This window comes from Deltaproteobacteria bacterium, assembly GCA_016874755.1.
Lineage (GTDB): Bacteria > Desulfobacterota > Binatia > UBA9968 > UBA9968 > DP-20.
On the sequence record VGTH01000025.1, the window covers coordinates 38,915 to 57,340 of the forward strand.

20 protein-coding genes are annotated in these 18,426 nt (G+C 58.2%); 11 read left to right on the forward strand and 9 right to left on the reverse strand.

What is annotated here, in order from left to right; all coding sequences use genetic code 11:
• Positions 1-7 precede the first annotated feature (7 nt).
• Together FJ145_15850 and FJ145_15855 are read right to left on the reverse strand one after the other, a co-directional pair.
• Positions 8-367 (reverse strand): hypothetical protein, encoded by a 360-nt coding sequence (locus FJ145_15850; protein MBM4262889.1) that lies wholly within the window; start codon positions 365-367, stop codon positions 8-10.
• A 234-nt stretch (positions 368-601) separates the two neighbouring features.
• Positions 602-1,768, reverse strand: coding sequence for an amidohydrolase (locus FJ145_15855; GenBank protein MBM4262890.1), 1,167 nt, complete (start codon positions 1,766-1,768; stop codon positions 602-604).
• A 177-nt stretch (positions 1,769-1,945) separates the two neighbouring features.
• On the opposite strand from FJ145_15855, the gene FJ145_15860 reads away from it, so the two are divergent.
• Complete coding sequence (locus FJ145_15860; GenBank protein ID MBM4262891.1) at positions 1,946-2,968, forward strand: extracellular solute-binding protein; 1,023 nt, start codon at positions 1,946-1,948, stop codon at positions 2,966-2,968.
• Positions 2,969-2,971: 3 nt separating this feature from the next.
• Positions 2,972-3,652 carry a DsbA family protein gene (locus FJ145_15865; protein ID MBM4262892.1) on the forward strand — a complete coding sequence of 227 codons (681 nt, stop codon included), beginning with the start codon at positions 2,972-2,974 and terminating at the stop codon, positions 3,650-3,652.
• Positions 3,653-3,659: 7 nt separating this feature from the next.
• On the opposite strand, the gene argC is transcribed toward FJ145_15865, so the two are convergent.
• Entirely contained in the window at positions 3,660-4,616 is a 957-nt protein-coding gene (gene argC / locus FJ145_15870) for an N-acetyl-gamma-glutamyl-phosphate reductase (protein MBM4262893.1), read from the reverse strand.
• A gap of 133 nt (positions 4,617-4,749) precedes the next feature.
• On the opposite strand from argC, the gene FJ145_15875 reads away from it, so the two are divergent.
• The 3 genes from FJ145_15875 (at position 4,750) to FJ145_15885 (ending at position 8,542) form a co-directional block, all read left to right on the forward strand.
• Positions 4,750-5,604: a xanthine dehydrogenase family protein subunit M gene (locus FJ145_15875; protein ID MBM4262894.1), complete on the forward strand. Its 855-nt coding sequence runs from the start codon at positions 4,750-4,752 to the stop codon at positions 5,602-5,604.
• Between the two features lie 50 nt (positions 5,605-5,654).
• Complete coding sequence (locus FJ145_15880) at positions 5,655-7,970, forward strand: xanthine dehydrogenase family protein molybdopterin-binding subunit (GenBank protein MBM4262895.1); 2,316 nt, start codon at positions 5,655-5,657, stop codon at positions 7,968-7,970.
• Between the two features lie 98 nt (positions 7,971-8,068).
• Positions 8,069-8,542 (forward strand): (2Fe-2S)-binding protein, encoded by a 474-nt coding sequence (locus tag FJ145_15885; protein ID MBM4262896.1) that lies wholly within the window; start codon positions 8,069-8,071, stop codon positions 8,540-8,542.
• Between the two features lie 143 nt (positions 8,543-8,685).
• Here the strand turns inward: FJ145_15885 and FJ145_15890 are convergent, their stop codons facing one another.
• Entirely contained in the window at positions 8,686-9,018 is a 333-nt protein-coding gene (locus FJ145_15890; GenBank protein MBM4262897.1) for an OmpA family protein, read from the reverse strand.
• On the opposite strand from FJ145_15890, the gene FJ145_15895 reads away from it, so the two are divergent.
• A complete protein-coding gene (locus tag FJ145_15895) occupies positions 8,987-9,244 on the forward strand; it encodes a hypothetical protein (protein ID MBM4262898.1) in 258 nt (85 codons plus the stop codon). The genes FJ145_15890 and FJ145_15895 overlap by 32 nt on opposite strands.
• Before the next feature lie 6 nt (positions 9,245-9,250).
• Here FJ145_15895 and lysM read toward each other — a convergent pair whose 3' ends face one another.
• Both lysM and FJ145_15905 read right to left on the reverse strand, forming a co-directional pair.
• Positions 9,251-9,889: a peptidoglycan-binding protein LysM gene (gene lysM / locus FJ145_15900; protein ID MBM4262899.1), complete on the reverse strand. Its 639-nt coding sequence runs from the start codon at positions 9,887-9,889 to the stop codon at positions 9,251-9,253.
• On the reverse strand, positions 9,789-10,274 hold the full coding sequence (locus FJ145_15905) for a hypothetical protein (protein ID MBM4262900.1): 486 nt from the start codon (positions 10,272-10,274) through the stop codon (positions 9,789-9,791). The genes lysM and FJ145_15905 overlap by 101 nt, the downstream gene beginning before the upstream one ends.
• Before the next feature lie 180 nt (positions 10,275-10,454).
• Between FJ145_15905 and FJ145_15910 the strand changes: the two genes are divergently transcribed.
• The 3 genes from FJ145_15910 (at position 10,455) to FJ145_15920 (ending at position 13,569) form a co-directional block, all read left to right on the forward strand.
• Complete coding sequence (locus FJ145_15910) at positions 10,455-11,198, forward strand: hypothetical protein (GenBank protein MBM4262901.1); 744 nt, start codon at positions 10,455-10,457, stop codon at positions 11,196-11,198.
• Positions 11,199-11,240: 42 nt separating this feature from the next.
• Entirely contained in the window at positions 11,241-12,338 is a 1,098-nt protein-coding gene (locus FJ145_15915; GenBank protein MBM4262902.1) for an amidohydrolase, read from the forward strand.
• 220 nt (positions 12,339-12,558) lie between these two features.
• Positions 12,559-13,569 (forward strand): hypothetical protein, encoded by a 1,011-nt coding sequence (locus FJ145_15920; GenBank protein MBM4262903.1) that lies wholly within the window; start codon positions 12,559-12,561, stop codon positions 13,567-13,569.
• A gap of 17 nt (positions 13,570-13,586) precedes the next feature.
• On the opposite strand, the gene FJ145_15925 is transcribed toward FJ145_15920, so the two are convergent.
• The 3 genes from FJ145_15925 to FJ145_15935 form a co-directional block, all read right to left on the reverse strand.
• Positions 13,587-13,766: a hypothetical protein gene (locus FJ145_15925; protein MBM4262904.1), complete on the reverse strand. Its 180-nt coding sequence runs from the start codon at positions 13,764-13,766 to the stop codon at positions 13,587-13,589.
• A gap of 60 nt (positions 13,767-13,826) precedes the next feature.
• A complete protein-coding gene (locus FJ145_15930) occupies positions 13,827-14,876 on the reverse strand; it encodes a glycine/betaine/sarcosine/D-proline family reductase selenoprotein B (protein ID MBM4262905.1) in 1,050 nt (349 codons plus the stop codon).
• Between the two features lie 284 nt (positions 14,877-15,160).
• Positions 15,161-16,570: a hypothetical protein gene (locus FJ145_15935; GenBank protein MBM4262906.1), complete on the reverse strand. Its 1,410-nt coding sequence runs from the start codon at positions 16,568-16,570 to the stop codon at positions 15,161-15,163.
• A gap of 55 nt (positions 16,571-16,625) precedes the next feature.
• Here FJ145_15935 and FJ145_15940 point away from each other — a divergent pair, with 55 nt between their 5' ends.
• Entirely contained in the window at positions 16,626-17,375 is a 750-nt protein-coding gene (locus FJ145_15940; protein MBM4262907.1) for a DTW domain-containing protein, read from the forward strand.
• 21 nt (positions 17,376-17,396) lie between these two features.
• Positions 17,397-18,335, forward strand: a complete 939-nt coding sequence (locus FJ145_15945) for a dienelactone hydrolase family protein (protein MBM4262908.1) — start codon at positions 17,397-17,399, stop codon at positions 18,333-18,335.
• The last annotated feature ends 91 nt before the right edge of the window (positions 18,336-18,426 follow it).

Consider the following 18,426-nt stretch of genomic DNA (forward strand, 5'->3'; position numbering starts at 1 on the left):
GAGCCGGCTAGAAGCTCGGGCGCGAGCGCGCGTAGCGCTTGCCCCAGACCAACCAGCGAAACCGGTAATGGCAAGAGCGGCAGACGAAGGGGTAAACGTAAGCGGCGCTGAGCATTTTTTCCGTTACGCCGATGCGCGGCGAGCGCGTAACCCGGTTCTTCGCACAACGCGGACAGCTGATGAGCGACTGATGCCAGATGTGAGTCTGCAGCAGATTGTCCGGCAGATTGTCGGTGCCCGCGCTCGGTCCACCCAATCTGTTATATTGCGGTTCGATTTCCGACGTCCTGTTGGTGTCAAGCGATGAAGTGTGACTGAATCGTTCGGTGAAGACCGCGACGACATGCGCCAGTCGGGGAATGTACATGGGGAACCTTCGTGATTTCTTTGTGCTTTAAAGATGGCAAACGCTGTGCCAGCGCGGCCGTGTGCTGGATGTTCCGACAATTCTGATAGTTGAGACGTATGGGTAAGCAAACCCGTACACGCGGTGCAGTCATTTCCCTGCATCTCGTCTCGTGTATAACAACAATTTGGCTACACTTTGTGATTTAGATAAGCTCGCATGTCGCAGTTTGTCGCGACTTGTGCTGCGCTTCATTTAGACGTTGTAGAGCCTCGCGGCATTGTCGCGGTTGAGTTTGCGTTTGATGTTAGGCGCGATCCCCTCACAGTTCTCGTCGACGGTTTCCTTGGAATACGGCCAAGTCGTTACCCCATGCGGATAGTCGCTCGCCCACAGAAAGTTATCTCCGCCGTAGACTGAAGTCGTTAGCACGCCGGCGCGATCGTCTTGGTAGGTGAAATAAATATTGGTCTTGAAATATTCGCTGGGCGGCAGTTTGTTAATGTTTTTTTCCGCGTCGAAGGTGCTCTCGCGGCCGAACCAGTAGTCGACTTGCTGGACGAGATTGGCGACCCAGCCGACGTCGAACTCGGCGCAGACGAGTTTGAGCTTGGGATGGCGGTCGAGATTGCCGGACAAGATCATGTTGCCGATAAATTGCTGCGCCGGGGTCTGTTTGCGGGCAAAGCCGATGGGCTCTTTGATCGGATCCTCTTCGCGCGGTCCTTCGTAATGGGTGCGCGCGACCCCCTGCATCACGCTGGTATGAACGTTGACGACCATGCCGGTTTCTTCCAGCGCCTGCCACATGGGCTCGTACTTGGGTTCGTAGTAGCCGCTGTCTTTGATGCGCGTGGGGATTTGCACACCGCGAAAACCGAGCTTGGCGTAGTGATGGATATCCGCGACGGTGTGCTTCATGTCAAGAATCGGAATGAGCGCCAGGCCGATCAGCCGCTTAGGACTGTAGCTGCAGAACTCGTGCAGCCAGGCATTGTATGATTGAAAAATCGCTCGCTGAAATGGCTCGTCGACGATGCTGTAAAGCTGGCGCACGGCGCTGGAAAAAAGCACTTCCGCCTCGACCCCGTCCGTGTCTTGGTCCTTTAGCCGCGCGCTCGGTTCCCAGCCGCCGGGGTAATCTTCGTAGCGAAATTTCTCGTTGAAGCTGATCGTCGCGAAATGTTTTTCTTGCTCGACGGCCGAGATGCCGCGGTTCTTGCCCACGGCGAGGCCTTTGGAATAGTGCGACAGCCCCACCGGCGGCAGGTCGCCGGTGACGAGCCAAATTCCCTTTGGCTTGCCCGGCGGGTCCTTGACGACTTTGGGGGCGCGCTCGCCGTACTCTTTCTGCACGCGCTCCCAGGCAGCGGGCGGCTCGTTGACGTGGCTGTCGGCGGAGATCAATTTGAAATCGGGCATGGCGTTTCCTCAACGTGCTTGATGGCAGCGACGATAAGAGAGGTCGCGCGGTTTTGTCAAGGCGAAGGGTGGCAAAGCGGAAACGCGGAAAGCGGAAAACGGAAAGTCCGACTCAAAGCTCCAGCTAGTCGTTGACAACGGGCCATCGACGGCTATGCTCGGGCATTGGAGAAAGCCATGACACGAAAGATGCTTTCGTTGAGTTTCCTTTACTTGTTGATCTGTGTCGCGCTGGGTCAAGCAGCGACCCCGGATCGCGACAAGGTGATCGAAGGTGCGAAGCGCGAAGGCCGCTTGGTTTTATACACCGGCATGGAGACCGATGAGGCCACGGTCTTCACCAAAGAGTTCACCCGGAAATATCCATTCGTCAAGACCGAGATCTTTCGCTCCAGCGGCGAAAGAGTTCAACAGCGCTTTCTCGTCGAATATCGCGCCAACCAACATGCGGCCGATGTCTTTCAAACCAGCATCGTGCAGGTGTACCAACTCAAGAACGCCGGCACCTTGGCACGCTATGTATCAGAAGAAGCGGCAGTGCTTGGCGAAGGCTTCAAAGATCCGCAGGGCCATTGGAGCGCTTTTTACCAGATTCCCTATGTCATCGGTTACAACACCAAGATGGTGGCGGCCAAAGATGTGCCGGCGAGTTACGAAGATTTGCTGCATCCGCGGTGGAAAGGTTTGATCAGCCTGGAGACCGAAGAGTACCAATGGTTCTATCACACGCTGCAACTCATGGGGCGCGACAAGGGGCTCGATTCCATGCGCAAGTTTGCCGCGCAGAATCTGCAAATGCGCAAAGGGCACACGCTGCTAGCGCAGCTGGTGGCGGCTGGAGAGTCGGCGATTGCTACGGTGGTCTATTCGAACCGAGTCGAGCGCATGAAAGCCACCGGCGCGCCCATCGAGTGGGTGCGCTTCAAAGGGCCGACGATCACGGCCATCAATGCTATTTCCATTCCTGATAAAGCACCGCATCCGAACACTGCGCGGCTCTTTGTCGACTTCACGCTCTCGAAGGAAGGCCAGAATATTTTGCGCAGCCACCGGCGCGTGCCGGCGCGGCCGGATGTGCTGCCCGATCCGCCGAGTTTGACCAGGGGGTTGAACCTCTATCCGGCGCGGCCCGAAGGCATGATCGAGAATTACAACGACACGGTGGCGCGCTTTGATGAGATCTTTAACAAAGGTAAGTGACCGATGGGACGGCGCGATCGAATGAGCGCAAACGTGGGGCCGTTTGTTTGGGCGATAGCTGTCGTTCTGTTTGCGGCTTGCTGGAGTAGTGCGACGGCGTTGGCACAGGGTTATCTGGCCAAAGATCTTTTGGCCGGTCTTGGCAAAGATCCCTCGATCGGCGCCGCCGATGCGCCGGTGACGATCACCGAATTCTCCGATTTTCAGTGCGGCTACTGCAAAAAGTTCTGGGCCGAGACGCTGCCAAAGCTAAAAGAATCTTACATCGAAACCGGCAAAGCGCGCTTCGTTTACCGCCATTTCGCGATTTTTGGCAAGCCTTCTCAAGCGGCTGCCGAAGCTAGTGTTTGCGCGGGTGAACAGAATAAGTTTTGGCCCTATCACGACAAGCTCTTCAGCAATCTCGGCAAGGGCTTTGTCGCGGAGAAAAATCTCAAGAAAATAGCCGATGAAATCAAGCTAGAGCCGGCGGAGTTCGCCAGATGTTTGCAGTCGACCAAAATCAAAGAAAAGGTCGAGCGCGAGACCATGACGGCATCCTATCTTGGCGGGCGCGGCACGCCGATGTTTTTTGTCAATGAAAAGCTTTTGATCGGCGCCCAGCCGTTCGAAGTCTTTCAGCAGGTTATTGAAGCGGAGTTGAAAGCGGTTGCGCAGCCGAAAAAGAAATCGCCGGCAAAGTAGCACAGCGCTACGCCGGCAACCCCGTGTTCTCGGCCACCCTCAGCATCAAATTCAAGTTCTGAATCGCCACGCCGGCGGCGCCTTTGCCGAGATTGTCCAGACGCGCCGTCAGGATCACGTGGCCAGAGGAGTGCGGCAGCACGCGCAGGGAAATACGATTGGTGTCGTTGAGCTCCTGCGGGTCGAAGCTGAATTCGTCAGACTCCGTCGCATCGGTCAGCGGCTCGACGTCAATGAACGTCTCCTTGTCGTAGCGCCCGGCTAAAGTTTCCCACATCGCCTTGCCTGAGTCTGATTTCGGCAGTGCCGTGGCCGGAATCATGATTTGCACGCGCATACCGCAGCGAAAAGGGCCGACGTTGGGGAGAAACTGCGGCTCAGTGGCGAGGGTCGTGTAGCGCATGATCTCGGGAATATGTTTGTGGAGCTTGCCGATGCTATAGGGCGCTTCGTGCGGCAGGTGAATGAGCCGGCCTTTGCTGTCTTCCCATTTCTCGATCATCGACCGGCCGCCGCCGGAATAGCCTGACAGTGCGTGAATCGATAGCGCTGTGTCCGGCGTGAGAAGCCCGGCATCGACCAGCGGCCGCGTGAGGAGAATCACCGCGGACGCATAGCAGCCCGGGTTGGCCACCCGCTTGGCTTTGGCAATCTGCTCGCGCTGACCTCTGATCAATTCCGGCAAACCATAAACCCAACCCTCGGTGACGCGATGGGCGGTGCTAGCGTCGAGAATCCGCACCGGCGTATCGGCGAGCCACTGCGCCGCCTCCTTGGCTGCGTCGTCCGGCAAGCAAAGCAAAACGATCGCCGCATCTTGCAGCGCCTTCTGGCGCGCCGCCGCATCTTTGCGCAGCGCTTCGGGCAGCGTGATGACCTCAAGATCGCTGCGCCCAGCGAGCCATTCGCGAATCCGCAGCGCCGTCGTGCCGGCCTGGCCGTCGATGTAGATTTTCGGTGGCATGAGCCAAATTCTACGCTGAAATTTCTTCCTACGCAAAAACCAGCTTGAAATGCTGAGAGCAACTATGCGGACCGGAATGTCCGCGCTTCTTTTCCTTGATTCTCACCCCGCCGAGGGATAGAACCACAAAGTCATGACGATCCGGTCTTTTGAGCTTTTGCAGCCGCGCTCGCTGGTTGAGGCGAGTGAGCTTTTGCGCAAGCATGGCGATGACGCGCGGGTGCTTGGCGGCGGCACGACGCTGGTTATTCTGATGAAGCAGCGCGCGCTGCATTATCCCTATCTGGTCGATTTGCAGACGATCCCCGCGCTCAATCAGATTACTCGTGAAGCCGATGGCGTGCGCATTGGCGCCATGGCGACGCATCGGATGGTCGAATTGTCGCCGGTGATTCGCGAGTTGTTTCCCATGGTCGCCGAGGCGTTCAGCAAGATCGGCAATGTGCGCGTGCGCCAGACAGCGTCGGTCGGGGGGAATTTGGCCCACGCCGATTATCGGCTCGATCCGCCGCCGCCGCTGCTCGTGCTTGGCGCTGAAGCGACCGCACATGGCGCGCGCGGCGCGCGCAAGATTGCGCTTAAAGACTTTTTTCGCGGCATGTACGAGACCGCATTGGAGTCTGGCGAGATTCTCGCGGATGTCAAAATTCCCAATGCACCGGCGAACAGTAAGACCGCTTATCTGCGCTTTAGCTCGTTGTCGGCGAACGATTGGCCTTGTCTGAGTGTGGCGGGATTGCTGACGAAGCAAAATGGCCGCGCGGCGGAATTGCGCTTGGCAGTGGGCGGTCTGGCGGCGACGCCGCTGCTGATTTGCGGGCTGGAATTCGTCCGCGATCAAAATCTTAGCGCAGACGTGGCGGAAAAGATCGCGGATGTTGTCGACAGCCAAATCTCGCCGTCTTCGGATATTCGCGGCTCGGAATGGTACAAGCGAAAAGTTGCGCGAGTGTTTGTCAAGCGCACCCTCGCGGAGTTGAACAGCTAAGAGTGGAACATGCTTCGACAAGCTCAGCATGATCACATGAGAGAAGCGGCATGGCAAATCTGAACGTTGTCGGACAGTCCGTCTATCGCAAAGACGGCAATCCCAAAGTGCGCGGCCGCGCTTTGCACGTTGGCAACATCGAGATGCCGGGCATGCTGCACGTCGCCGTACTGCGCAGTCCCTATGCGCATGCGCGCATCACGCGCATCGATAAAGCCAAAGGGGAAGCGCTGCCTGGCGTCGCAGTGGTGCTGACCGGTGCTGAGATCGCCAAGATGCCGGGCATCGATCCGCATTTTGGGCCGGCGTTTCGCGATCAGCCGATTCTCTGTGTCGAGAAGGCCTGCTATGCCGGTGACCCGGTGGTTGCCGTGGCCGCCGTCGATCAGCGCACGGCGGAAGACGCATTGCAGTTGGTCGAAGTCGACTATGAAGCATTACCGGCAGCGCACGATGTCCTCGACGCGGTGAAACCCGGTTCACCGCTGGTGCATGAACAGCACCGGCCGGCCAAGGCCTTTGCCGATCTCGCCCATGTAAAGGCGGGGCAGGCGTCGAACATCTGCTATCAATTCAAACTCCGACTCGGCGATGTCGACAAAGCCTTCGCTGAAGCCGATCGGGTTTTTGAAGACACGTTTAGCTCGCCACCGGCGCAGCATGTGCCGATGGAACCGCATGTCACGCTGGCTTACTTCGATGAGCATGAACGGCTGAATATTTGGACCGCGAGCCAATCGCCGTCCTACGTGCGCACGGAGATTTCGGCGACCTTTGGCATTCCAATGAACCGCATTCGCGTGCGCGTGCCCTATCTCGGCGGCGGCTACGGCGCCAAGCTATATGCCAAGCTCGAGCCGCTCTGCACGATCTTGGCGTTGATCACCAAAAAGCCGGTGCGCTATGCGCTGACGCGCGAAGAAGAGTTCTTGACGATCACCAAGCATAAGGTGGTCAGCAAAATCAAAACCGCGATCAAGAACGGCGCCATCACCGCGCGCAAATGCGAAGTCTTCTGGGATACCGGCGCCTACGCCGAGATCGGCCCGCGCATCGGCCACAAGTCCGGCTACACGTCGGCGGGGCCGTACAAAATTCCCAACGTCTGGATCGATTCTTACTGTGTTTATACCAACAAGGTTCCCGCCGGCGCGTTTCGCGGCTTTGGTGTGCCGCAGGTGATCTGGGCCTACGATTCGCAAACCGATTTGATTGCGCGCGAGCTTGGCGTCGACCCGGTGGAGTTCCGCTTGAAGCCGGCGCTCGACGAAGGCGAATCCTTCGCCACCGGCACGGCGGTGCGTTCGTTCGGCATCAAACAAGCGATTCGTGAGGCGGCCAAGGCGATCGATTGGGGTAAGCCGCAATCGCCGCAGAGCGGTACCAAACGGCGCGGTAAGGGCATTGCCGCGGGCGTGAAGGCGGTGCTAACGCCGTCGATTTCCGGCGCCATCGTGATTCTCAACGCCGATGGCAGCGCCAGCGTTTTGAGCAGCACGGTGGAAATGGGCCAGGGCTCCGAGGCGACCATGAGCCAAATCGTCGCCGAAGAGTTGGGCATCTCGTTCGAGCAGGTGCACATCGTACAGCCCGACACCGACGTCACGCCCTACGACACCATCACCGCCGGCAGCCGGTCAACTTATCACATGGGGAACGCCGTGCGCATGGCAGCGGCAAAAGTCAAAGCGCAATTGTGTGAAGTCGTGGCGTCGAAGCTGGAGGTCGCGCCCGACGATTTGGTCGCCGGCAAGGGACGCGTCTACGTGCGTGGTTTGGAAGAGCGCGGCATGAGCGTCGGCGAAATTTTTCTCGCCAAGTTCGGCAGCATGGGCACGACGCTCGCCGCCGAAGCGGTGTGCCAGCCAACCGCGGCGCACATGGACCCAGAGACCGGCCAGTCGGAGAAATGCACGGAATATTGGTTCCCCTCCGCCACTGCGGCGGAAGTCGAAGTCGACACCGAAACCGGCCAGGTGAAAGTTCTCCAGCTCTGGAGCGTCGGCGACACCGGCACCGCGATCAACCCGCGCCACTGCGAACAGCAGCTGCAAAGCGCGGCGATCATGCACATGGGCCTGTCGATGTTCGAAGAGATGATTTTCGATCAGGGCCAGTTGATCAACGGCTCGCTGCTCGATTATCAATTTGCCTCGTTCAAAGACATGCCGGAATTCATCAAACCAATCGTCGTGCAGGTGCCGCACGAAGAAGGACCGTTCGGCGCTAAAGGCGCCGGAGAAACCGGCGCCCTGACGGTTGCGCCGGCGCTGGCGAACGCGATTCACGACGCCGTCGGCGTGCGCGTGCGCGATTTGCCGCTGACGCCGGAGCGCGTGCTGCGGGCGCTGGCGGAGAAGAAATGATCTCGCGCTGAGGCGCAGAGGCCGCAGGGATTTTTGACCGCAAAAAGCGCAAACAAGAGTCCGGAATTGTAGGTGCGCGCACGATTTAGCGAATTTGTATGAAACGCGAGATCACTCTTAGGGTAAACAAGATCGAGTGGAAACTGACCGTCGACGATGCGGACACTCTGCTCGAAGTGCTGCGCGACCGGTTAAAGCTCTACAGCGTGCGCGAGAGCTGCGGCGTGGGCGCGTGCGGCTCCTGCACGGTGTTGATGGACGGCGCGCCAGTGAGCTCGTGTTTTTTGCTTGCCGTGCGCGCGGTCGGCAAAGAAATTACCACGCTTGAAGGCCTGGAGCAGGGCGAGAAACTGCACTACATTCAAGAAGCGTTCGTGCAGGAACGAGCGCTGCAGTGCGCCTATTGCACGCCGGGGTTTGTGCTTGCGGTGAAATCGCTCTTGGAGGAAAACCCCAATCCGAGCGATGATGAGATCAAAGAATATCTTTCAGGAAATCTATGTCGCTGCGCGGGCTACGAAGAAATTTTACGAGCGGTGCGTGTGGCGATAGAAAAGAGAGCCGCGTTGTAATGTTGTAATCGCAAAGGGAGATTCGGAAAGCACCACGAAACACACGAAAATCACGAAAAAGAAATTCTTGCGAATCCCATTTCGTGAGTTTCGTGCTTTTCGTGGTTTATCCCTCTTCGGATTGGACGATTCATGAATCGCCGCTATTGCTGGATACTCACTTCGACGCGGCGTGCTTCCGCGTCGTTGCCCGTTCCCGTTGTTTCCTGGGGTTTTTGCATGACCACTCGGTCCTCGCCGATGCCGGCTTTTTGAAGGGCTTCACGCACGGTCTTGGCACGGTTCTTTGCCAGCTCTTCATTTTGCGCTTTGTTGCCAGTCGGGTCGTGGTAGCCGGAAATCACCGCTTTGCTTGCAGTGTTGGTTTTCAGATACGCGACGATGTCTTTCAACGTGTCCGGTGTTCCTTTAGGCACCGCGGCGGCGCCTAAAGCGAAGTAAACTTTGGCGGCAGCCGGAATCGCCGGTGCCGGCACTGCTGCAACCGGCTCGGGCGCCGGGGCAGGGGTGGGCGCGGGAGCAGGCGCCGGAGCCGGTGCCGGCGCGCTGGCTTGCTGCGGCGGGTGGCCGTCTCTACCGCACATCGCTGCGAGCCATATCAGCACCGCAACGCCGACTAACCAGGGAATCCAGCGCATCGGGCCGGTTGCTTCGTTACCTTCGTGTTCATCCGCCATTAGCACACTCCTCCACCGTAAATGATTTGCTTTACGCCTGCGCAGGGATGCGCAGCATCTGCCCCGGATAGATCTTGTCCGGATGGGTCAACATCGGCCGGTTGGCCTCGAAAATAGTATTGTACTTGTTCGGGTCGCCGTAGTAGTCCCGGGAAATTTTCGAGAGCATGTCGCCGCTGACCACGGTGTAGTATTGTGCTTCGGGTTCGCTGCTTTCGACGGTCATGTTGTCATCGACTCCGGCTACACCCGCGACGTTGCCGCAGCAGAGCAAAATCTTTTCTTTGGTTGCTTGATCGGGCGCGACGCCGGCGACATTGACGTAGCCGCTGGCGCCGTCGAAGCTCACGCTAAGATCGGTCGCCGTAAGATTCTGCGATTGGATATATTTTAGAATCGCCTCGCCCGCGGCGGCGTTCAACTGGTCTAAGTTTGGGCTCGAATCGGCAGCCGCCTTTTCAACTTCTTTATGGCCGAAGAGCCGTTGGCCGGCGTCTTTGATAAAAGATAACAGTCCCTTGGGTCCTCCTTGGTTTTGTCGCCACTGGATGGCGGTTAGTGTGAACTCGCTAGGTTCGCGGCATGCCGAGATTGAAGGCGATCTGATTGATCGTTTGCTTCTCGGCTTCGGATACCTTCTGGCCGCCGATGCCGAAAAAGCCGCCTTCATTGGAGGCCTCGGCGACACGCTGAGCGACGGTGACGAGCCAGCCCTTAAATTCACCGGCATCTCCCGGCGCCTTTTTATCAAGCAATGCAGCTACGCTTTTTAACTGCGCTAGCGCGGCTTGTTTGCCCTGCTCCGGATCTTTGATGTCGGGTGGGGGCTCGGGTTTGGTCGCACGCTCTTTGATGTCCGCGATGAGCGCCGACAGCAGCGGATTGGCGCTGCCTTTCTGCACGAGCTCGGCCAAAGCCATGCCCATCGAAAACATTTCTTTCATGACGCCCAATGGCCCATTGGGGCTCGCACAGGTGACTGCCAGCCCCGCCATCGGTGCCGCAGCGACCAGTGTTTTCCATTCATCGGGAGAAAAGTCGGACTTCGTCGCCATAGTTTACCTCCTTGGAAAATATTTGCTTGGACGATGTGGCAGAGACGTTTCTTCACTTATCATGTCAGCAACGCCTCGTCCACGCGACTTGAAAAAATTCACTAGCGGCGCCGCGGGCAGGCCTTTACCGGTGTGCCGCGATCATGTTAGGAATCGGAAACAATCGAGGAGCGTGCGCACATGCGGATCATCGAGAAATCGTTTACCACGGCAAAGGACGGCGTCGCCGGCTATCTATCCATGCCCGAGCGCAGCGAGCCCGGACCGGCGCTGTACATGATTCATCCTAAGGGTGGATTGGGTGAGTATATCAAAACCGAAACCCGCAAGTTCGCCAGGCTGGGTTATACGACCTTCGCAGTCAATGTGTTTGAACAACTGGGCTTCCCATCGGAAACCCACATTGTTACCGGCTCACAAATTCAAGCGAAAACCGCCGACCCGGAGTTTACCCGCGTGCTGACGGAGGGCTGGCGATTTCTCTTGAAACAGCCCAGCGTCAACAGGAATCGCGTCGCGGTGTGCGGCTACTGCATGGGTGGGCGGATTGCGATCCACTTCGTTGCCTCGGTTCCTGAAGAGGTGCGCTGTTTCGTGGGCTACTATCCGACCGTGCGCATGGAGCCTGATAGTCCGATGCGGCCGGTGCATCCGAGCGTGGCGGTGAAAAAATTTAGATGTCCATCGATCAACCTCTACGGGGCCGAAGACGTGACAACTAACATGGAAGCCCAGGAATGCATGTGGCAGGCGTTCAAGAACAACGGGCAGTCGAGCGAATGGCATTTCTTCCCATTCGGCGGTCACGGCTATGTCGACCCTGGCGCACCCGGCTACAACGCGCACACTGCCGAGTTGTCGTGGCCGTTGGTAAGCGATTTTCTCGAACGGCATTTGCAGTGGAGCTCGCCCGAGGCGACTTGAGTTAGTGCAAATGGCTGCTTTGGATCGGACCGATCAGAACTAATGGGAGGTAACAACATGGCAGACAATATCGCCGTCTTCGATTGTGACGGACACATCATCGAGTCGATTCCGGAAATGGTCCCGTTCATGGACCCAATCGACCGCGAAGTGGCGCTCCATCCGACGCGCAATCGCCAGGGTGTGTTCGCGAGCTTGGACAATATTCACTATCCGCGCAATGTGAAAAAGTCCGGCGAGGTGGAAGCACCGCGCCGCCCGCGCGTCGACGCGAGTAGTCACCGCAAGGGCTCGGGCGAGGATTGGGTCGCGTTCTTGGAAAAAGCCTCAGTGGAGCAGGCGGTCTTGTTTCCCTCGGAAGGGTTGGCGGCCGGGTTCTTTCAGCAAGCGGACTACGCAACCCGCATCTGCCGTGCTTTTAACGACTATGTGTCCGAGCGCTACAGGAAGGTCGACAAGCGGCTCCATCCGATGGGTTTGATCGCGATGCAGGACGTCAAAGAAGCGAAAAAAGAATTGCGCCGGCTGGTGGTCGATTTGAAACTGCCGGGCGCCATGCTGCCGTCGCGCGGCTTGCCGCTGCATCTTGGCCACGATTACTACTTGCCAATTTATGAAGAGGCGGCGAACCTCGGCTGTGTGTTGGGCATTCACGGTGGCTCGGGCATCGGCCTGGGGCAGGACACATTCACCGATCCTTGGGCGTCGCGTGTGTTGCGCCATCCGATGCCGCTGGCGTTGGAGTTTGTCGCGCTCGTCTATCACGGCGTGATGGACCGCTATAAAGACCTGCGCATCGGCTTTTTCGAAGGCGGCTGCGCTTGGGTGTTGCTGCTCAAGGACCGCATGGATCGCGACGACAATGTCTACACGACCAGCACAGGACATGCGCGCAGTTTGAACGACTATCTTTCGAGCGGCCAAGTTTTGGTCGGCTGCGAAGGCAACGAGTGGATACTGCCCTACGTGTTGCAGCAATGCGGTAACGACGCATTCTCGTACGCTTCGGACTATCCGCATGAGGTCGACTTGGTCGCCGCCAAGGAAATGATCCACGGCACCGTCGAGCGGCCGGATTTAACAATGGCGCAGAAAGCGGCGGTGTTAGGCGGCAACGCGAAGAGATTTTTCCGGTTGTAGTCAGGATGAAATCCCTTCCCCCGAATAGCGCAACGCGTCTATCGAGGGGTAGCGCCAAGACAAAGAAGGCCGGCAGAGCACAGTCTCTGTCGGTTTTCCTGCGTGTTGATTCCCACAATCCGCTGCAAATTTCTCGAACTGTCTTGCTGCTCCATGGATTTCTTTGGCAGCTTAATTTTCGCCCGTTTTGACCGATCTTCATCATTGAGGAGCTTTCTCAATGATGAATCAGTCTGCCCGTCAAGCCTTTGAATCCGAGACCGTTAGCCAACGTCCCAACGAAACCCCGCCCGACCGCTGCAGCGAAATAAGACGCCTGCTGCTCGATATCATGGCGCAGGGGCCGTGGCAGCTCGAACAGCGCATCGACGCACTAGGGATTCTCCGCGAACTGAGCGATGACGAGCGCGACGTTGTCCATCAGATCTACCAGACGTGCTACGATGCCGCCGAGCGAGAGGCGGACGAAAAGAAAATGTGGCGCTATCAGCGTTTGCTGCGCGGCATGGTATTGCAAAAAAACGCCGCGCCCGCGGTGGACCACCGGCGTCCCGACCCGTTGTTCTGCCTCGAACCACGGATGGAGTTTGCCGTTGAAAGTGAAGATGCGGTCATTCCATCGAGCGATCATTCGCCAACACGGCCCGCGGTAGAAGCGGTGCAACGCAGCGCGCCACTCTACGATGCGGTATTCCCCGCGTGTCTGTTCGCCGCTGCCGTCTTCGTGTCCGTGCTAACGTTTACCTCCGGTGCTGTTGATCCATCCACAATGCCGGCGACGCTGGCGAGTGGGCCGGGTTCTGAAAAGCAAACCGCGGTGTCAACTCGCCCTGAACCGACTACTTTTATGCCCACGGAGTTGCAGGTCGCAGACGCTGTCGCCGCCAGCGAAGCGGAGAAGGTAACCACGGTAGTGGAGCCGGCCGCGACTGCCACGAATAATGGCGCGTCAAAAGAGCCGCCAAAACCCGTATCGGTACCGCCGCGGCAGGAGCCAGCGCCGGCCGCGGCCATTTTGCCGAGGCCGACACCCATTGCGATAGCCAATCCGCCAATGCCTAAACCAGTGGAGCCGACGAAGCCGACATCTGAATCGACGCAGACCGATCGGGAAGTAGAGCGAACCGCCGCGCCGGCACGACGGTCCCTTGGACCAAGTCTAGCGACGCCAGAATTGGAGGCGCAACTCGAAGCATTGAAAAACCAAAGGGTGGGCGAATCACGAGAGTAGTTTGCCGCGGCGCGAGGCTAGTTAACCTTGGTCTCCAACGCCGCCAGGGCTTTTTCCAGCAGCGCCACACGCCAGCGTTTTTCTTCCTCGGGCGGCAATTCCGGTTGTCCCACCGGGTAGTGAAACTTGTTTCCTGATAGCACGCGGCCGACGCCTACCTGGGCGGCGACGTTGGTTAAGCACGTGACAAGCACCACCGGGATGCCTTGCTTCTCAATCTCCTTTGCGATCGTAGCGCCGCTACGAGTGCCGGTCCCTCACGTGGCTGTTAAGATAACAGCATTCACTCCGGAGCTGACTAGCTCACCTGCAATGCCGGCGCCGAGCTCGGCCATTTTGCTCGGCATGGCGCCGGTGCCGGTGGTGACGTAATATTGGTCGTGCAGTGTTTTGAAGCGCTGCGATTTCTCCAGCGCGCGCATGGCATCGAGCGGCACGATGCGGTCCGGGTCTTGGTCGACCGTGGAGGTGTCATAGCCGGTGTGCATGGCTTGATACTGCCCGGCTTTGAGATCGTCTATCCCGGCGACCGAATATTTGAAGTAGCGCGAGCCGCGCGAGCTCTCCAACCGATCCGGATTACCTCTAGGAACTAACCCGCCTTCGGTGACGAGTGCGATTGTCGCGTCCTTGAGACTGCCGGTGAGATTGGGAACCTTATGCGCTTCGGATTTGAACTGCGGAATCTCACCCTCATAGGGCTGACCGGCGAGTTTGGCCATCATGACGTCGACGGCGCGCGCGTAATCGGCTTTGTGGGTGCGCACGGTGAAACGGCGCGGAATCGACAGGCAATGCTCGGCACGGAAATCCTCTGTGGCTTTGTTATCTTTCTTGATTACCAGCTCCAGCAGCGACGAAATCCGCTTGAGAGTCTCCGCCATGGCCGCTGTCGATGCGCCGGTTTGCAGAACGAAAACCTGCCGGCCGATCTCCTGCGTGCCGGGGTTGCTCTCGTGCATGCCGGTGATGGTTGGAATCTGCCAATAATCGCGCACCCAGCTACAAACTTTGGCGCAGGCGATGCCGTAGCGGCCGGCGTTGAACGCCGGCCCGGCGATGAAAAAGTCCGGTTTGAATTTGTCGATGGCCGCGCCCATGGCATCTAGGGCAGCGTTTTCCTGCTCGTGAAAATAGTTGTCGCCGCAGATAAGCGTCGCGTAGTCGACGCCGTGCGCTGGCAGGCTCCTTTCGATCTCCGCACCGATGCCGACGGCGTGGGGGCGAAACACGACATCCTGGCCGGCCTTGTCTTCGCCGCCGATGCCACCGAAAAACTGATTTAGATAGTGGAGGATTTTTGTCATCGGCAATTCTCCTTCGGATAGTCGCGCGCAGAGGCGCAGAGTTTCGGAGCAGAAATATTCTCGCGCAAAGGCGCAAGGGACGCCAAGTGCCAGAGACTAAAACTAGTTAATCCTCTTTACTCTGCGGTCTCTGCGCCTGTGCGCGAGAATATTCTTGCTCCGAACTTGGTGTCCTTCGTGCCTTCGTGGTGAGTCATTCTTCTCCAAAACTCTGCGCCCTCTGCGCTCCTGCGAGAGATTATGCTTATCCGAACTCTGTATTCTCCGCGCCTCTGTGGTGAGTCCTAGCTCTCATACGCCGCGCGAAAGCCACTCATGCCCATTTTGCTATAGGAGCCGAAGAAGATCGTCGGGTCGAAGAGAAACGGTTCACGGGCGTCGTGGGTGGCTTTCAAATGCAAATCGATCAGCGGTCCGCCGATGACCGTTCTTAACGGCGGAATGTAAATTTTCTCCGACACGTTGCCGCGGCTGATCATGCCGTCGGCTTCCTGCGGATGATCGACCAGCGGCCGCTCGTAGCCTTTCGGCCCGTTGGACTCGTGCAGCACGGCAGCGGTCTTGATGCCCTGATCTTCGCAGGCTTTGACGGTCTGCATGAAGTCGACGGTGCCGTTGCCGGTGCCTTCCATGAATGCGACGGCGCCTTCCGCGCCAAGATTCTTCGCCAGGCGTGCCACCCACAATCCCATCTTCTTTTTCTGCTCGAGGCTGTCGTTGTAGCCGCGCGACAGAATCACGCCGCGAAAGTCGAGGGCCTTGCCGTGGCGATTTAGCAGCTCCCAAATGAACAGATTGTCGCAATGCAATGAAGTCGGCAGCTTGCGCTCGGTCTTGAAATTGCCGCTGACGATGGCGCCGTCGAAGAATTCGGCCGGATGGACGAAGGTCGGCAGGGTGCGCGAAACTTCCTCGCCATAGTAAAAAGTGCGCGCGCCCATCACTTGGCTTTGCACTTGATAGATCAAGACGACCTTGGGCAACTTGCCATCTACCGAATTCAACGAAACGACGCGGCGCTCTGGCTGGCTGTCGATTTTTCGTGAGGTGGCGATGAACCGCGCGCAGCGGAGTGCCATGAGCCGCAGCGCGTTGTCGAAACCGGCATTAGAAACAGAAGCGTCGGGTGCTAGCGACAAGACCAGATGAAAGCAATCGGAGCCGTAGGAATAAGGCGCGCCAATGCCGCTCATGTCGAGAATGCCTTCGCGCTGTTTTTCGATGGGACTGAGGTCTTCAAAGTGAGGGAAACGTCCCGCGACGGTAACAAGCAAGTTCGGAATGCGAACGGTCTGGCCGGTGCCGACCAGTTCCGCCGCGCCTTCGAAGCCAGGAAAAGTTTCTCCTGTGCCGGAAAGTTTGGCGATCGGCATCACTGTGTCGAGCACGTGGACAATGCGCGTGGCTTCGCCCGGTCGCACCAATTGAACGTCGATGGGAATGCCGTGGGTGAGGTTTTGAATCTGCTGCTGCAGATCGGCGCGCGACAAGGTCAGCGTATTGCCGTCGAGCCGTGTGTGCTCGCCCCACTGCAGGGTCTGAATCTTGTAGTCGAGCAGCTCCAGTTCCATTGCGCAATCCTTTCGACGAGCGAAACGGCTGATGTTTACCGCGATGGCGCTCGTGCTGTCAACGGAAGTTCTTGAGCAGTGCTGCCAACATGCCTCGCCTATGTTAGTTTCTGGAGGAGGCATTTCGGAGATCAGCGAATCTTCATGATTGGCATAGCCACGCGCCCGGCACCTTTGCTTGTGCAGTGCGCGATGGGAAGATTTGCGCCCACATGTTACCGTGAATCTCAAAGCCTATAGGGAACAACGAGAACGATTTTGCCGAGCTGCCCTGCCTCTGCGGCACCGCTGCACGACCTGTCTCCAGCCCGAGTTTGCTTGCTATTGCGCGTGGATCGAGAAGGTCGATCTCAACATCGATTTCGTCATTTTGATTCATCCCAAAGAAGTCAAAAAACGGCGGATTACCACCGGACGTATGGCGCATTTGTGTTTGGAGAACTCGCGTCTGTGGATGGGGCATCGGTTCAATGACGATCATCGGGTGAACGCCCTCTTGGGCGACGCAAATCGCCATTGTGTGCTGCTTTATCCGAGCGCGCGTGCGGCCAATCTCTCGATCATGTCGGCGGACGGTCTGCGGAGTTTCGTTCCCAGCGGCAAACGACTCACGGTTTTTGTCGTCGACGGGACTTGGAGCACGGCTAAGAAGACGGTGAATCAAAGCCCCAACCTCAAAGGCCTGCCGCATTTTACCTTCGAGATGGCCGCTCCCTCGGCGTTCCGAGTGCGGCTGCAGCCGCGTCTGGAGTGTCTTTCAACAATCGAAGCGATCTACCAAGCTGCGCTGGCGCTGTCACCCGCCGTCGGTCTCGATCCGGCGGCTCAGTTGCCGAATCGACTGCTGTCGCTTTTCTCCAAAGTGGTGGAGCGGGAACTCCGATTCGCTGGGGCACGCGTGGCGCAGCGGCCTGAAATATTTGGCTAGCAATTCCATTGGCTCGGGAATATGGTCGGGTCGGTTGGAAAGGAAGCTATGAAAGCTTTGCTCAGTCTCATTTTTGGTTGTTTGTTGCTTTCCGGTTGTGCGACCACCGCCAATGTGCCGGTCACCTCTACTACCGGTGCTGCCGAGCAAATTCCCACGCAAACGTTGAAGCCGGATGGAGCAGGCCCGTTCCCTGCGGTGGTGATCATGTACGATTGCAGTGGCTTGGGGCCGCGCTCGAGCGGTTCGCCAATGCGCTGGGCGCGGGAGTTGGTGGATCGAGGATACGTCGTCGCGCTGCCGGACAGCTTCTCGACGCGCGGTCATCCTGGGGGCGTTTGCACTAACCCATCGCCGAGCAGAAACGATGTCGCGCCTGCACGCAGAGTAGCAGATGCCTATGCGATATTGGCTTTTGTCAGAACGTTGCCCTACGTCGATGGCGCGCGCGTCGGCATCATGGGCGGCTCGCATGGTGGCACGACGACGTTGTTCTCGATGGTCGCCGCGGAGCGGGAGAGCGAGCCCCTCGCACGAGAAAAGCGCGATGGCTTTACAGCGGCGATAGCGTTCTACCCCGGCTGCACAGGTCAGATCGGCCAGTGGCGCGCCGTGCGCCAGCCCAAGGCCGCCACAATCAACTACTTTGGTGTGTATAAGTCGATAGCGCCGCTCTTGATTCTAACCGGCGAGTTGGACGACTGGACGCCTGCCGAACCTTGCCGCAGGCTGAGTGAGAGCGCGCGCCAAGCGGGCAACTCGGTATCGATCAAGATCTATCCCGGCGCGCATCATGCCTTCGACAGCAACACGCCGGTGCGATTTAATCCGGAACGCGTTAACGCCAATGCCCCCACGGGGCGCGGCGCCACCACTGGCGGCGACCGTGACGCGTGGGACGATAGCGCCCGCGAAGTGATGGCGTTCTTTGGGCAGCATCTCAAGAAATCGCCGAAGTGAGGTCGATTCGCGGACGCCATTTTCCAAACTTGCAGAGCGAGGAACAAGTTATGTAGAACGTCCTGAGCGACCGAGCGAAAGGAGCAAAGTC